Origin of the sequence: Sagittula sp. P11 (assembly GCF_002814095.1) — a bacterium.
Classification (GTDB): domain Bacteria; phylum Pseudomonadota; class Alphaproteobacteria; order Rhodobacterales; family Rhodobacteraceae; genus Sagittula.
The window spans coordinates 4136337-4149862 of sequence record NZ_CP021913.1; the positions used below are offsets into that span (position 1 = coordinate 4136337).

General features: G+C 67.1%; 14 protein-coding genes. 9 read left to right on the forward strand and 5 right to left on the reverse strand.

Annotation, left to right across the window (positions count from 1 at the left end; genetic code table 11):
* Positions 1 to 14 precede the first annotated feature (14 nt).
* Complete coding sequence (locus tag CDO87_RS19930; protein ID WP_100930398.1) at positions 15 to 872, forward strand: hypothetical protein; 858 nt, start codon at positions 15 to 17, stop codon at positions 870 to 872.
* The gene (locus CDO87_RS19935; RefSeq protein ID WP_100930399.1) at positions 869 to 1270 is read left to right on the forward strand and encodes a cell division protein ZapA; all 402 of its coding nucleotides are present in this window, start codon (positions 869 to 871) and stop codon (positions 1268 to 1270) included. Before CDO87_RS19930 ends, CDO87_RS19935 begins: the two co-directional genes overlap by 4 nt.
* A 75-nt stretch (positions 1271 to 1345) precedes the next feature.
* On the opposite strand, the gene CDO87_RS19940 is transcribed toward CDO87_RS19935, so the two are convergent.
* The 4 genes from CDO87_RS19940 to xth all read right to left on the reverse strand — a co-directional run bounded on the left by CDO87_RS19940 (position 1346) and on the right by xth (position 3811).
* Positions 1346 to 2041 carry a hypothetical protein gene (locus CDO87_RS19940; protein WP_100930400.1) on the reverse strand — a complete coding sequence of 232 codons (696 nt, stop codon included), beginning with the start codon at positions 2039 to 2041 and terminating at the stop codon, positions 1346 to 1348.
* 122 nt (positions 2042 to 2163) lie between these two features.
* On the reverse strand, positions 2164 to 2535 hold the full coding sequence (gene grxD / locus CDO87_RS19945) for a Grx4 family monothiol glutaredoxin (protein ID WP_100930401.1): 372 nt from the start codon (positions 2533 to 2535) through the stop codon (positions 2164 to 2166).
* A 74-nt stretch (positions 2536 to 2609) separates the two neighbouring features.
* Positions 2610 to 2846: a BolA/IbaG family iron-sulfur metabolism protein gene (locus tag CDO87_RS19950; RefSeq protein ID WP_005857816.1), complete on the reverse strand. Its 237-nt coding sequence runs from the start codon at positions 2844 to 2846 to the stop codon at positions 2610 to 2612.
* Positions 2847 to 3028: 182 nt separating this feature from the next.
* The gene (gene xth / locus CDO87_RS19955; protein ID WP_100930402.1) at positions 3029 to 3811 is read right to left on the reverse strand and encodes an exodeoxyribonuclease III; all 783 of its coding nucleotides are present in this window, start codon (positions 3809 to 3811) and stop codon (positions 3029 to 3031) included.
* A 456-nt stretch (positions 3812 to 4267) separates the two neighbouring features.
* On the opposite strand from xth, the gene CDO87_RS19960 reads away from it, so the two are divergent.
* From CDO87_RS19960 to CDO87_RS19970, 3 genes are all read left to right on the forward strand, one after another.
* Complete coding sequence (locus CDO87_RS19960; RefSeq protein ID WP_100930403.1) at positions 4268 to 5041, forward strand: DUF6749 family protein; 774 nt, start codon at positions 4268 to 4270, stop codon at positions 5039 to 5041.
* A gap of 68 nt (positions 5042 to 5109) precedes the next feature.
* Positions 5110 to 6168, forward strand: a complete 1059-nt coding sequence (locus tag CDO87_RS19965) for a DUF6902 family protein (protein ID WP_100930404.1) — start codon at positions 5110 to 5112, stop codon at positions 6166 to 6168.
* Positions 6165 to 7088, forward strand: coding sequence for a DMT family transporter (locus CDO87_RS19970; RefSeq protein WP_100930405.1), 924 nt, complete (start codon positions 6165 to 6167; stop codon positions 7086 to 7088). The genes CDO87_RS19965 and CDO87_RS19970 overlap by 4 nt, the downstream gene beginning before the upstream one ends.
* A 200-nt stretch (positions 7089 to 7288) precedes the next feature.
* Here CDO87_RS19970 and CDO87_RS19975 read toward each other — a convergent pair whose 3' ends face one another.
* Positions 7289 to 7612, reverse strand: a complete 324-nt coding sequence (locus CDO87_RS19975; RefSeq protein WP_100930406.1) for an iron-sulfur cluster assembly accessory protein — start codon at positions 7610 to 7612, stop codon at positions 7289 to 7291.
* A gap of 194 nt (positions 7613 to 7806) precedes the next feature.
* Here CDO87_RS19975 and CDO87_RS19980 point away from each other — a divergent pair, with 194 nt between their 5' ends.
* The 4 genes from CDO87_RS19980 (at position 7807) to argS (ending at position 13388) form a co-directional block, all read left to right on the forward strand.
* Positions 7807 to 9009 (forward strand): deoxyguanosinetriphosphate triphosphohydrolase, encoded by a 1203-nt coding sequence (locus CDO87_RS19980; RefSeq protein WP_100930407.1) that lies wholly within the window; start codon positions 7807 to 7809, stop codon positions 9007 to 9009.
* Between the two features lie 36 nt (positions 9010 to 9045).
* On the forward strand, positions 9046 to 9678 hold the full coding sequence (locus tag CDO87_RS19985) for a hypothetical protein (protein ID WP_100930408.1): 633 nt from the start codon (positions 9046 to 9048) through the stop codon (positions 9676 to 9678).
* 29 nt (positions 9679 to 9707) lie between these two features.
* Positions 9708 to 11576: a sodium:proton antiporter gene (locus CDO87_RS19990; protein ID WP_100930409.1), complete on the forward strand. Its 1869-nt coding sequence runs from the start codon at positions 9708 to 9710 to the stop codon at positions 11574 to 11576.
* Between the two features lie 69 nt (positions 11577 to 11645).
* Positions 11646 to 13388, forward strand: coding sequence for an arginine--tRNA ligase (gene argS / locus CDO87_RS19995; protein WP_100930410.1), 1743 nt, complete (start codon positions 11646 to 11648; stop codon positions 13386 to 13388).
* Positions 13389 to 13526 lie beyond the last annotated feature (138 nt).

The window sequence follows — 13526 nt, forward strand, 5'->3', positions numbered from 1 at the left end:
GGGCGAGAGGGCAGATGACCCAGATCGACGAGTTGCAGACGCGCCTGTCGCGCGCGCTGGATCGGATTGGCCAGCGGCTGGAGGCCCATACGCCCGGGCCGGACGGCGGAGAGCTGGAGGCCTTGACGGCGAAACTGGCGGCGGCGGAATCCGCGCTGGCGGAGGCCGAGGAACGGGCCGCCGCGGCGGCGGAAGCGACCGAGGCCGAGCGCGCCTCGGCCATCGAGGCGGCGCGGCTGGACATGGCGGAGGAACACGCCTCGGCGCTGGCCACCCTGAGGGGCGAGGCCGCGGCGGAACAGGAACTGGCGGTAGCCCAGGCGCTGGAGAAGGCGGCGGAGGAGCGCGACGCGGTCATCGCCGCCGTGCGCGCCGAGGCCGAGGCGGCGGTCGCCGCGGCAGGCGCGGGGTCTTCGGACGACAGCGCGGCCGGGGGCGAGGGCGCCGACCTGAGCGAGATCGAGGGCGAACTGACGGCGCTGCGCGAGGCGCTGGACGACGAGAAGGTTGCCAATGCCCAGCTCGAGGAGCGGATGCGCCACCTGAAGGCGCGGCTGGCCGAGGCGGAAGCCGGAGCCGGGGCCTCGGGCGAGGCGGCGGGTGTCCCGGCGGAACTGATCGAGGGGCTGGACGCGGAAGTGCAGCGCCTGCGCGCGGCCAACGCCGCCCTGTCGGAGAGCAACGCGGCCCTCAGGGCGGCCAACGCGCAGGGCGTCGGCGATGCCTCGCTCATCAACGATGCGATGAAGGCGGAACTGGACGGGCTGCGCGCGGCGCGCGCGGTCGACGCGGCCGAGACCGAGGCGCTGATCGCGACCCTCGGGCCGCTGCTCGAGGCCGCCGGAACGGACGGACAGGAGGCCAAGTCATGAGCCAGGTCGAAGTGGAGATCGGGATCGGCGGGCGCACCTTCGAGGTGGCCTGCCAGGACGGCGAACAGCAGTTCCTGCTGTCGGCGGCGGCGCTTCTGGATGCGGAGGCGCAGGTGCTGGTGCAGCAGATCGGGCGCATCCCCGAGACGCGGATGCTGTTGATGGCCGGGCTGATGCTGGCGGACAAGACCGCCGGTCTGGAAGAGAAGCTGCGCGATGCCGAAGAGCAGCTTGGTGCCATGAAGGCGGAGATCGCCGAGCTGAAGGGGCGGCCCGCGCCCGCGCCCGAGAAGGTCGAGGTGGCGGTGATCCCCTCGGACGTGACGGATGCGCTGGCGGAGCTTGCGGCGCGGGCGGAATCGCTGGCCGAGACGGCGGACGAGAAGCTGGGCGCCTGAGAAGGCTGTGCGGCCGGGCAGGGCGGGTGGCCAACCCGGCTGCGCCGGAAAGCCCACCCTACGGCATGTTGCGCCTCAGGCGGTGGCCCTGAGCCGGTCCGCCAGACTGTTCCCGAGGGAAATGAACGCGCGCAGCTGCTCCGGCTTGCGGATGAGGCCGGTCTGGCGCAGGGCGAAGCCTTGCGTGTCGCGGATCGCCATGGGCTGCTGCGCGGGATTGCGCCCCTCGCGCGCGGCGGCGAGGTCCGGCGCGTCGCGGACCGGGTCGAGCGCGGTTTCGGCGCCGGGGGTCGCGAGCAGCGTTCCGGGGCCTGTGCCCGGGGCGGCCTGAAGGCGGGCCATGTCCTCGCCCAGCGGCCCGAGGAATTTCATGAGGATCATGCGGCCCACGCCGCCGGTGCTGCCGAGCGCGCTTTCCATGCGGATGCGGGCGCCGTCGGGCATGTCCGGTCCCAGCACGGCCAGCCCTTCGGGCAGCGCGAGGTCGGGTGCGGTGAAGCGGGTCCAGCGGGTGGTGCCCGACGAGCCGCCCGGGGTGGAATGGCTCAGGCTGTAGAGCGTGAGGGTCCAGCCTTCGGCGGGGTGCGAGATGTCGATCTTCATGCCGTTGCGGCCGGAGGCGGTGGCCTCCTCGATCTGCCAGCCTTCGGTGGATGCAAGGTGGCGGAGTTCGGCGCGCCATCTGCGGTTCTGGCGGAAGGCCGCGAAGACGATCATGGCGCCTGCAAGGGACGCAATGATGAGGAACGCGGCGGCGGACACGGTGCCCATTGTCAAAGTCCTGTCGGAAAAATGTATGGTCTCAAATGACAAAGGGCGGCCCGGTGCGGGGCCGCCCTTCGATCTGCAGCAAGTCCTGCGGGCACTGTCAGGGGCCCGGCGCCGGGATCGGCTCAGGCGTTGGCTTCGCGGATCTTGTCGGCGGCGTCCTTGTTGAAGGCGATGCCGTTCTGGTCGAACAGGCCGTCGAGTTCGCCGGACAGCGTCATCTCGGTGATGATGTCGCAGCCGCCGACGAATTCGCCCTTCACGTAGAGCTGCGGGATGGTCGGCCAGTCCGAGTAATCCTTGATGCCCTGGCGGATGGCGTCGTCGGTCAGGACGTTCACGTCCTGGAATTCGACCCCCATGTAGTTCAGCACGCCCGCCACGCGGGAGGAGAAGCCGCATTGCGGCATCGCCTTGGTGCCCTTCATGAAGAGCACCACGTCGTTGGATTTCACGGTTTCCTCGATGCGGGTCTTGGCGTCGGTCGTCTCGGTCATGTCGTTCTCCGTTGTCGGGCGCGCGCCGGGCGGGGCGGGCCGGGATGTGCGTGGCCCGCGAGGGGCCGGGCGGGTCAGTCGGGGGCCCGGGTGGTCAGGGCGAGGGCGTGCAGTTCGCCGGAGGGGCCGTCCATCTTGCCCTTGAGCGCGGCGTAGACGGCGCGCTGCTGCTGGACGCGGTTCATGCCTCGGAAGCTCTCGTCGACCACCATCGCGGACATGTGCACGCCGTCGTCACCCTCGACGACGATCTTGGCGTCCGGAAAGGATTGGCGCAGAAGGTCCTCGAGGTCCTGGGCATGGATGGGCATATGGGGCTCCGCTCTGGTGTCTCTGGTGGGTCCGGCTGTTTCCGGGGGCTTTTGTCAGGAATCTAGACCGCCCGGTGGGGCTGTGCAAGGGCAGGTGGCACGGCCTTGCGGCCGACGAAAGGCGCTGCCTCTCGTGCTCTCCGAGGTATTTCCGTCCAGGTGAAGCGGTGGGCGGCGGAGCCTCAGGCGGCGAGGGCGCACCAGACCGGGACGTGGTCGGAGGGCTTTTCGGCGGCGCGGACGTCCTTTTCGATCCAGCAGTCCTCGAGCAGGTCGGCGGCCTGCGGGGTCAGGAGCATGTGGTCGATGCGGATGCCGTTGTTCCGTTCCCAGGAATTGGCCTGGTAATCCCAGAAGGAATAGTGGCCCGGACCTTGCGTGCGGGCGCGGAAGGCCTCGGTGAAGCCCAGGTTGAGGATGCGGCGGAAGGCCTGCCGGGTCTGCGGCAGGAAGAGCGCGTCGTCCTTCCAGGCGTCGGGCCGGGCCGCGTCCTCGGCCTGCGGGATGACGTTGTAGTCGCCGGCCATGACCGCGGGCATCTCGGCGGCGAGGAGTTCCTCGGCGCGGGTGTGGAGGCGGTCCATCCAGGCGAGCTTGTAGTCGTATTTCGGGCCGGGGGCGGGGTTGCCGTTGGGCAGGTAGAGACCGCAGAGGCGCACGGCGGTGGTGTCGCCCATCACCGTCGCCTCGATCCAGCGGGCCTGTTCGTCCTCCGGGTCGCCGGGCAGGCCGCGGGTCACGTCCTCCAGCGGCAGTTTCGACAGGATGGCAACACCGTTGAACCCTTTCTGTCCGTGGGTCTCGACGACGTAGCCCATGTCCTCGAAATGCTCCCTGGGGAAATTTTCGTCCACAGACTTGATTTCCTGCGCCAGCACGACGTCGGGGTTTGCAGATTGGAGCCAGTCGGAAAGGGCCCCGATGCGGGCCTTGATGCCGTTTATGTTGAATGTCGCGATTTTCATTCGTTCCCCCGATTTTGATTCAGGTGGACCGTGGATCGTGTCGAAGGTCAAGCGCGGGGATTTCAGGAGTGAGAAAAGGGGTGACGCCAAAGAGAGTTAAGTGATGTTGATCAACGTCATTTTTCTGATATTTTGTGTCGCGTAGTGGCAGGGGTATTCAACTTTGGGTTGCGCTCTGCTATTTAACTCAACCGAGTCTCCCCTCATCTCGAATCGCCTTTCCCGACTTTGCAAACCTGCAAAGTTGCGTTGCGTGGCGTCGATTCCACTTTTCCACAAGTTTTGTCGGTCTGGGGATAAGTCCTATTGTTTCGCGTTCAGAGACAGATGTTTCCACCGGTCCCTGTGGATAAACAATTGATTAAACAACCTTAACAGGAATTAACTTTTCTGCAAACGCTTTTTGCGGGCAGCGTTAGGGGGTCAACAACGCACTTCCCACAACGGAGAACGACAATGTCCGCACTCATCAAAACCCAGGCTTCTGAAGAAATCGTTTCCAGCGTCGAAACGAGCGCCTTCTCCGGCGATTCGGTCGAAATGTTCACCTCCTGGTCCGGCCCGGCGGCTGGCGACATCGACACCGGCGACGCGGTCGAAGCTTTCACCTCCTGGTCCGGCCCGACCCGCGGCGACCTGCGTGACGGTTCCGCAGTCGAGATGTTCACCTCCTGGTCCTGCCCGGTGACCGGTTCCGCAGCCCAGGGCGACAACGTCGAGGCGTTCACCTCGTGGTCCGGCCCGGTCCGCGGCGACAAGATTTCCGGCGACAACGTCGAAGCCTTCACCTCGTGGTCCGGCCCGGCGGCAGGCGACAAGATCTCCGGCGACAACGTCGAAGCGTTCACCTCGTGGTCCGGCCCGGCGGCTGGCGACAAGATCTCCGGCGACAACGTCGAGGCCTTCACCTCGTGGTCCGGCCCGGCCGCTGGCGACAAGATCTCCGGCGACAGCGTCGAGGCGTTCACCTCGTGGTCCGGCCCGGCGGCAGGCGACAAGATCTCCGGCGACAGCGTCGAGGCCTTCACCTCCTGGTCCGGCCCGGCCGCTGGCGACAAGATCTCCGGCGACAATGTCGAAGCCTTCACCTCCTGGTCCGGTCCGGCCGCTGGCGACCGTGTGTCCGGCGACAACGTCGAGGCTTTCACCTCCTGGTCCGGCCCGGCTGCCGGTGAGCGCGAAGCAGGCGATGCCGTCGAAGCCTTCACCAGCTGGTCCGTCAAGGCCTGAGCCGCGACCGAGAACCTGCGAACCCGGGCGGGGCGCGAAGCTCTGCCAACGACAGAGGAGAAGACCAAATGCAAAATGTCATCCAACTGACCGTCCCGTCCCGGATTGCGCCTCTGGAAGCGCGGATCACCGCGCTTCTGGGCTCCTTCGCCGATCATCGCCGCACAGGTGACGACGTGTTCTGGCTGAAGGAAAACGCGGAACTCCTGAACATCCTGGAGTGCACCGGCCAGCCCGTCACCGCAGAGGCGCTGAGCGTGCACGAGGCCTTCTACGAGCAGGCCGAAGACAGGCTGACATTCTTCCCACAGTACTACAGATTTCTACTGTCGCTTGCATTGGATCTTGAGGATCTCGGCTTTTCGGGGAATTCTGCTCAGCGTATGGTTGAGTTTGCCGCATCACAGCGCCTTGCCGAGGCTGAACTGTCCGATCTCCAGCGCGCCGAAGCCCGGCGCCTGATGATGCGCCGCGGGATCGATCCCGTGCGCGACGAAGGACTGGATGACCGGCTGCGCGCCTTCTGCGGACGAACCGCGACCTTCGCGCTGCCGAACAAGAAGGCGGCCTACGAGCTGACGCACATCGTCTATTACCTGTCGGAGTACGGACGGCGCGATCCGCTGCTGGACGACAAGGCCATGATCAGCCTGCATTATGCAGGGCTGACCGCCTTCCTCGACCAGAACGCCGACCTGCTGGCAGAGGTCTGCATCGCGCTGGTCTATGCCGGACAGGAACCGCCGATTGCCTGGAGCGCCTGGCTGGAAGAGGAAACCGCCGCCTACAGCGTCGATCACGGTGAGGGGCTGCCGCTGAACGACGATTACCACGAGTTTCTGGTCTGCAACTGGCACCAGGCGGTGATCGGGGCGCCGGTGTTCCGCAAGCCGCTGGAAAACGAGCGGATGACCTATTCCAAGAACGGCCGCCGTTCGACCGCGCTGCGCGAGATCAGCCAGGCCATGCTGGGGATGGAACGCCGCAGCGGCGACTGGGAGCGGATGCGCACCATGATCCTGCCGGCGCTGTCGGAGACGACGCTGGAGGTGCTGACCGTGGCGAGCGAAAGCTGCGCCTTCTTCCCCGACTACTTTGCCGGTTTCGCCCGCGCAGGTGCCGCATGAAGCGCGTTTCGAAGATGACGATGGCGCTGGGTGGCGCCGGTCTGGGGGCGCTCTTGGTGGTGGTCTACACCGGCATGATGGCGGCGGCCGACGGGATCACGAAGTTCATCGCCGGGTCCTACGCCGCGCCGCAGCTTTTCGTGCTGTCCTCGCTTCTGGTGGTGGCGCTGTCGGTGGGCGGTGCGCGCATGGGCGGGCAGGGGGTCGTTGCGGGGCTTCGGGTGAAGTCGCGCACGGCCATGCTGATCCGCGCGGTGCTGACGGTGGTCGCTTCGGTGGCGTTCTTCATGGCCTTCCGGCTGCTGCCCTTTGCCGACGTCTTCCTGTTCATCGGTCTCATCCCGCTGATCGCGGCGGTTCTGTCCGGCCCGATCCTCGGCGAGACGCCGCGCCCGCTCGCCTGGGCCGCGCTGACCGTCGGCGCCTGCGGCGTGCTGTTCCTGATGCCGGGCGGTGTGTCCGGGATGCAGGCGGGCCATGCCTGGGCGCTTCTGGCCGCGGTGTCGGGGACGGGGTCCATGCTGGCCGCCCGCGTCATCGCCAAGGTCGAACGGGCGCCGCTGGCGCAGGTCTTCTGGCCGAACCTTGCGCTGATGGTGTCGATGGCGGTGGCGCTGCCCTTCGTCTGGCAGCCGATGGGCCTGACCGACCTGATGTGGGTTGCGGCCTATGCCGGGGCGCTCTTCGGGGCACGCTACGTGGTGGCCGAGGCGCTGCGCCTGCTGCCGGCCTATGTCGCCACGCCGCTGATGAACCTGCAGTTCGTCTGGATGGTCGTCATCGGTTTCGCGGCCTTCGGCGAGGTGCCGACAGCGGCCACGGTGGTTGGCGTGATGCTGGTGGTGGGCTCCGGCGCATGGCTGGTGCTGGAGGATCACGTGGGCCGGGTGCGTGCGGCGCGGATGGTTCCGGCGGAGTGAGACCGGCCCGAGCCGGGGCGGGCGCTGCCCTCCCCGGACCCCTCCCGAGGTATTTTCGCCAAGATGAAGGGATACGGAAAAAGGGGCCGCTTGGCCCCTTTGTCGTCTGTCGGTGTGCCCTTGCGGGCCGCGGTCAAGGCCGCGCGTTCCCTCCTTATATATAGAGTGCGCGCGCAGCGGCCGTCCGGGCCGCATTCTCCTTATATGGAGAAGGACGTGCCGCAGCCGCAGGAGCTGGTGGCGTTCGGGTTGTCGATGGTGAAGCGCGCGCCGATCAGCTCGTCGGTGAAGTCGATCGTGGCGCCGGACAGGAACGGCAGGGAGACCGGGTCGACCACCACCTTTTCCGGGCCTTCGGCGATGACGAGGTCGTCGGTCGCGGGGGCGTCGAGGCTGATGTCGTACTGGAAGCCGGAGCATCCGCCGCCTTCGACCGCCACGCGCAGGGCCTTGCCCTGGTCGGCGGCACCGATTTCGGACAGGCGGGCAAAGGCGCGTTCTGTGACTTTCGGCGGGAGCTGCATGGATCGGTCCTCGGTTGCGGTCCTTACAGACTTAAGTGCAGGCGGGCGCCGGGGCAAGATGGGGCGAGGGGATCGGGGCCGCGCGGCGCGCACAGCCGGTCTGCGCGGCCCTGGCCCTTGTTGCGACAAGTTGTTGTTATCGCAGGAACGAGGCGCTAAGAGACCAACGTCAGATTGTACGGGAGACAGGCCGGATGGGCGCAGTTTACGCAAGCGATCCGGAAACGGCACGCGGGCGGCTTTTCGCGGAGGATGAGAGCGCGCACCGTTCCTCTTTCCAGCGCGACCGCGACCGGATCATCCATTCGTCGGCGTTCCGGCGGCTGAAGCACAAGACTCAGGTCTTCATCGAGCACGAGAGCGACTTCTACCGGACGCGGCTGACGCATTCGATCGAGGTGGCGCAGGTGGCGCGCACCATATCGAACACGCTGGGGTTGAACATCGACCTCGCGGAGGCGGTGGCGCTGGCGCATGACCTGGGCCACACGCCCTTCGGCCACACCGGGGAGGATGCGCTCGACGGGCTGATGAAGCCCTATGGCGGGTTCGACCACAACGCCCAGACGATCCGTATCGTGACCTCGCTGGAACGGCATTATGCCGAGTTCGACGGGCTGAACCTGACCTGGGATACGCTGGAAGGCATCGCCAAGCACAACGGGCCGCTGACCTCGGGGCCGGACGATCCGGGCGACGATCTGCCCTATGCGCTGAAGGCCTACAACGATGTGCACGACCTGGAGTTGCACACCCATGCCAGCGCCGAGGCGCAGGTGGCGGCCCTGTCGGACGACATCGCCTACAACAACCACGACCTGCACGACGGGCTGCGCGCCGGGCTGTTCTCGGAGGAGGCCGTGGCCGAGCTGCCGATGGTGGGCGAGGCCTATGCCGAGGTCGACCGGCTGTATCCCGGCACCGACTGGTACCGCCGCCGACACGAGGCGCTGCGCCGGGTGTTCGGCGTGATGGTCACCGACCTGCTGGACGTGTCGCGGCAGATCCTCGCGGACAGCGGCGCACGGTCCGCGCAGGAGATCCGGGAGCTGGGCTACCCGGTGATCGCCTTTTCCGACCGGATGGCGCAGGACATCACGGAGTTCCGCAAGTTCCTGTTCACGCGGGTCTATCGCGCGCCGACGGTCATGGACCAGCGGCGGCGGGTGACGCAGGCGGTCGACGACCTGTTCCCGATCTTCATGGACGATCCGACCCTGCTGCCGCGGCGCTGGCACAAGGATGTGCAGGCGGCGCAGGACGAAACCACGCGGGCGCGTCTTGTGGCCGATTACATCGCGGGCATGACCGACCGTTTTGCCCTGCAACAGCATGCCAAGCTGACCGGCACCGACATTCTGGACGGGCATTGGGAAACCGGGCTTTCCCGGCAGTGACGTCTGTGGCACTTCTGTGACCGAGAGGGTTGCAGAGTGTCGGAACAGTCGGGGCGGTTCGAGGGCAGGGTTGCCGTGGTGGCGGGGGCGGAACATCCGCTTGCCGCATCGCTGTGTCGCCGCATCGCGTCCGAAGGGGGCCGCGTCGTGGCGCTTGGCCGCAAGCACGATCTCCTTCTCGACGTCGCCCGGGACCACCCCGACCTGATCCAGACGCTGACGCTGGGCGGGATGCCGCACAACGTGGTCGACCTGCTCAAGGGGAGCTGGAACGGCGAGCCGCTGGATTGTTTCATCGACTGCATGCTGCTGACGGTGGCCGGGGATGCCGCGGCCTCGCGCGAGATGATCGCGCTGAGCTGGGGGCTGACGGATGCGCTGGAGGGTGGCCTGAAGACCGCCGAGGGCTGCGGAGTCCTGGTCGTGCCGGAGAATTTCACGTCTTCCGATAGTATATCCGGATCAATCAGTTACGATGGTTTGTTAAACCGCTTTGTGAACGCTTCGGGGCGCGGGCGGCGCAGGGCCGTGCGGGTGCTGGACGCGCCCGAAACCTGGACCGGGGCGGACTGCCTTTCCGCCGGCGACCTTGTGTTGTCCCTTTTCGATGTGACGGAGGCCGAAAACATCGACACAAGAACAGTCGACTGGACACCTGTACCGTCCTAGGTCTGTCGAAACCACACGGAGAGGGACGAATGGCGGTTGCGGAAACGGCGGGGGCACTGGACCCCGTTCTGGCCTTTGGGCTGGTGGGGGCGCTTGGCGTGGGCAGCCAGTGGCTGGCCTGGCGGCTGAGGCTTCCGGCCATCGTGCTGATGCTGGCGGCGGGCCTGATCGTCGGCCCGGTGCTGGGCATTCTGGACCCTGCGGCGCAATTCGGGTCGATGCTTTCGCCGATGATCGCCATCGCCGTGGCCATCATCCTTTTCGAGGGCGGGCTGACGCTGGACCTCGGCCACCTGAGCGACGCGGCGACGGGTGTGCGGCGGCTGGTGATCATCGGGGCGCCGCTGGGGTGGCTGATGTCGGCCTGCGCGCTGCACTACGTGGCGGGGCTGTCGTGGGAAAGCTCGGCCGTCTTCGGCGGCATCATGATCGTTACCGGCCCCACGGTGATCGCGCCCCTCTTGCGGCAGGCCAAGCTGGCGAAGCGCCCGGCGGCGCTCTTGCAGTGGGAGGCCATCGTCAACGATCCGGTCGGCGCGCTGGCGGCGGTCCTGGCCTTCGAGGTGGTCGTGGTTCTGCAGACCGCCACGGGCGCGGGCCACGCCATCTGGGAGCTGGCGATGGGCATCGGCGTGGCAAGCGCGCTGGGGCTTGCGGGGGGCGCGGGCCTTGCGGCTGCCTTCCGCCGCGCCTACGTGCCGGAGTACATGAAGGTCCCCGTCCTGTTCGTTGTTTTGCTTGCGGTTTTCGGGCTTGCGGATTCGGTGCTGCATGAAAGCGGGCTGCTTGCCGTGACGCTGATGGGGCTGTGGATCGCCAACGCCGGGTTGCCGTCCTTCACCGAGCTCTACCGCTTCAAGGAGCACGCGACGGTGCTGCTGGTGTCGGGCGTGTTCATCCTGCTTGCGGCGGGCATGAGCTTTGACCGGCTGATGGTGCTGGACTGGCGGGCGCTGGTCTTTGTCGCGGTGGTCATCCTGATCGCGCGCCCGCTGCCGGTGCTGATCGCGCTGGCCTTCACCAACGTGCCCGCGAAGGAGCGGCTTCTGGTCGCCCTGACCGGGCCGCGCGGGGTCGTGCTGGTGGCCGTCGCCGGGCTGTTCGGCGAGCGGCTGGTGGAGCTGGGCATCCCCGACGGCGACCGCGTGGCGCCGCTGGCCTTTGCGCTGGTGGCGGCGACGGTGGTGCTGCACGGCTTCACCCTGTCGCCGGTGGCGCGGTTCCTCGGGCTCAGCGCCGGAGAGAAGCCGGGCGTGCTGATCCTTGGCGGATCGCGCTGGTCGGTGGAACTGGCGCAGGCGCTGCGCAAGCTGGGGCAGGTGGAGAAGAAGGGCGAGAAGGGCGAGGTGAAGAAGTCCGCCGGCCTGCCGGTGATGATCGCCGACCCGAACCACGCCCGTCTGCGTGGTGCGCGCGAGGCCGGGATCGACGTGTTCTTCGGCGACATCCTGTCGGAGGCCGCGGAGGAACGGGTGGAGCTGATCGCCTACGAAAAGCTGATCTGCGCCGCCGAGAACGACGCTTACAACACGCTGGTCGCCACCGACCTCGCGCCGGAGTTCGGGCGCGACAACGTCTTTCAGCTGAAGCGCGTGAAGGAGACGAGTTCGCGCCACCAGCTGCCCGCCACGCTGGGCGGACGGCCGCTGGCGCTGCAGCAGACCTACTTCGAGGCGAACGCGGCTATTGCCGAGGGTTACGAGTTCCGCGTCAGCACCCTGTCGGAGGAGTGGAAGCTGGAGAACTGGCGCGAAACGCTGGAGGGCGCCGTGGCCGTGGCCGAGCTGACCCCCGGCGGGCGGCTGCGCTTCCTTGCCCCTGACGAGGACCCGCAGGACCGCCCCGGCACGCGCATCCTGTCGTTCACCAAGAAGCGGGAGGAGCGGCGCGAGGCCTGAGGGCGCAGTGACACGTTTGACGCGCGCGGCCAAAGTGATAGAGGAGGCGCCAATCCTTGGAGCCTGAACATGAACCTCTTTGCCGATATCCGCGCGCTTGTCCTCGATTCCATCGCGACCCTCGTGACCGAGGGTGTGCTGCCTGACGGTCTCAATACCGATGCCGTGACGACGGAGCCTCCGCGAGATCCGGCGCATGGCGACATGGCGACCAACGCGGCGATGGTGCTGGCCAAGCCGGCAAGGCAGAAGCCGCGCGACATCGCGGAGGCGCTGGCGGCGAAGCTGGCGGACGATCCGCGCGTGTCGAGCGCCGAGGTGGCGGGCCCGGGCTTCCTGAACCTGCGGCTCGAGCCGTCGGTCTGGCAGACGCTGCCCAAGGCGATCCTCGGCAACGGCACCGCCTATGGCCGGTCGGACATGGGCAAGGGCGAGAAGGTCAACGTCGAGTATGTCTCGGCCAACCCCACGGGGCCGATGCACGTGGGCCACGCGCGGGGTGCCATCGTGGGCGACGCCATGGCCTCGCTTCTGGCTTACGCGGGTTATGACGTGACCCGCGAATACTACATCAACGACGGCGGCGCGCAGGTCGACGTGCTGGCGCGGTCCGTCTACCTGCGCTACCAGGAGGCGCACGACCTGTCGGTCGACTGGCCGGAGGGCAGCTATCCCGGCGACTACCTGATCCCGGTGGGCGAAGCGCTGAAGGACAAGGTCGGCGACATCTGGCTGGACGCGCCCGAGAAGGTCTGGCTGCCGGAGGTGCGCGAGTTCGCGACCGAGGCGATGATGGACCTGATCCGCGACGATCTGGCCGCGCTTGGCGTGCACATGGATGTCTTCTTCTCCGAGAAGTCTCTTTACGGCACCGGCCGGATCGAGGCGGCGATCGACGCGCTTAAGGAAATGGGGCTGATCTACTGGGGCGTCCTGCCGAAGCCCAAGGGCAAGACGGACGAGGACTGGGAAGAGCGCGAGCAGTGGCTTTTCAAGTCGACCGAGTTCGGCGACGACGAGGACCGCCCGGTGATGAAGGCCGATGGTTCGTGGGCGTATTTCGCGCCGGACATCGCCTATCACTACGACAAGGTGCAGCGCGGCTTCGACCTGCTGATCAACATCTTCGGCGCCGATCACGGCGGTTACGTCAAGCGGCTGAAGGCGGTGGTCAAGGCGCTGAGCCAGGACCGCGTGTCGCTGGACATCAAGCTGATCCAGCTGGTGAAGCTGTTCAAGAACGGCGCGCCGTTCAAGATGTCGAAGCGGGCAGGGACCTTCATCACGCTGCGCGACCTCGTGGACGAGGTGGGCTCGGACGTGGCGCGGTTCCACATGCTGACGCGGAAATCCGATGCGGCGCTGGACTTCGACTTCGACAAGGTGGTCGAGCAGTCGAAGGAGAACCCGGTGTTCTACGTGCAGTACGCCCATGCGCGGATCTGTTCGGTGCTGCGCAAGGCCGGGGCCGAGGGCATCGACGTGTCCGACGCGACGCTTGCCGCGCAGGACCTGTCCGGCATGACCCATCCGGCGGAACTGCACCTTGCCGCGAAGCTTGCCGAATGGCCGCGGCTGGTCGAGATCGCCGCCCGCACGCACGAGCCGCACCGGGTGGCGACCTACCTGGGCGAACTGGCGTCGGACCTGCACGGGCTGTGGAACCGGGGCAACGACGAACCGGCGCTGCGTTTCCTGCAGGATGACCCTGTTGCAACACAGTCGAAAATCGCGCTGGCACGCGCCACGGCGGTTGTGATTTCCGCAGGCCTTGGTATCTTGGGCGTGACCCCGGTGGAAGAAATGCGCTGACACAAGGCGCGCGCCTCCGGGTCCGACAGGCGCTTTTCCAATTCTCTTGGGCTGGTCCGCAGGGCCGGTGGCGTCGTTAATAAGGACGAGCAGCATCACCTTGCCGGCAATGTACTGGCGGGGGAACACGAGGCAGAC

What these genes read in the sequence shown, in the direction of transcription:
- CDO87_RS19990 (WP_100930409.1), top strand. Translation starts at nt 9,708, where the DNA reads ATGGCGGTTGCGGAAACGGCGGGGGCACTGGACCCCGTTCTGGCCTTT.
- CDO87_RS19965 (WP_100930404.1), top strand. Translation starts at nt 5,110, where the DNA reads ATGCAAAATGTCATCCAACTGACCGTCCCGTCCCGGATTGCGCCTCTG.
- argS (WP_100930410.1), top strand. Translation starts at nt 11,646, where the DNA reads ATGAACCTCTTTGCCGATATCCGCGCGCTTGTCCTCGATTCCATCGCG.
- CDO87_RS19935 (WP_100930399.1), top strand. Translation starts at nt 869, where the DNA reads ATGAGCCAGGTCGAAGTGGAGATCGGGATCGGCGGGCGCACCTTCGAG.
- grxD (WP_100930401.1), bottom strand. Translation starts at nt 2,535, where the DNA reads ATGACCGAGACGACCGACGCCAAGACCCGCATCGAGGAAACCGTGAAA.
- CDO87_RS19930 (WP_100930398.1), top strand. Translation starts at nt 15, where the DNA reads ATGACCCAGATCGACGAGTTGCAGACGCGCCTGTCGCGCGCGCTGGAT.
- CDO87_RS19980 (WP_100930407.1), top strand. Translation starts at nt 7,807, where the DNA reads ATGGGCGCAGTTTACGCAAGCGATCCGGAAACGGCACGCGGGCGGCTT.
- CDO87_RS19975 (WP_100930406.1), bottom strand. Translation starts at nt 7,612, where the DNA reads ATGCAGCTCCCGCCGAAAGTCACAGAACGCGCCTTTGCCCGCCTGTCC.
- CDO87_RS19950 (WP_005857816.1), bottom strand. Translation starts at nt 2,846, where the DNA reads ATGCCCATCCATGCCCAGGACCTCGAGGACCTTCTGCGCCAATCCTTT.
- CDO87_RS19940 (WP_100930400.1), bottom strand. Translation starts at nt 2,041, where the DNA reads ATGGGCACCGTGTCCGCCGCCGCGTTCCTCATCATTGCGTCCCTTGCA.
- CDO87_RS19970 (WP_100930405.1), top strand. Translation starts at nt 6,165, where the DNA reads ATGAAGCGCGTTTCGAAGATGACGATGGCGCTGGGTGGCGCCGGTCTG.
- xth (WP_100930402.1), bottom strand. Translation starts at nt 3,811, where the DNA reads ATGAAAATCGCGACATTCAACATAAACGGCATCAAGGCCCGCATCGGG.
- CDO87_RS19960 (WP_100930403.1), top strand. Translation starts at nt 4,268, where the DNA reads ATGTCCGCACTCATCAAAACCCAGGCTTCTGAAGAAATCGTTTCCAGC.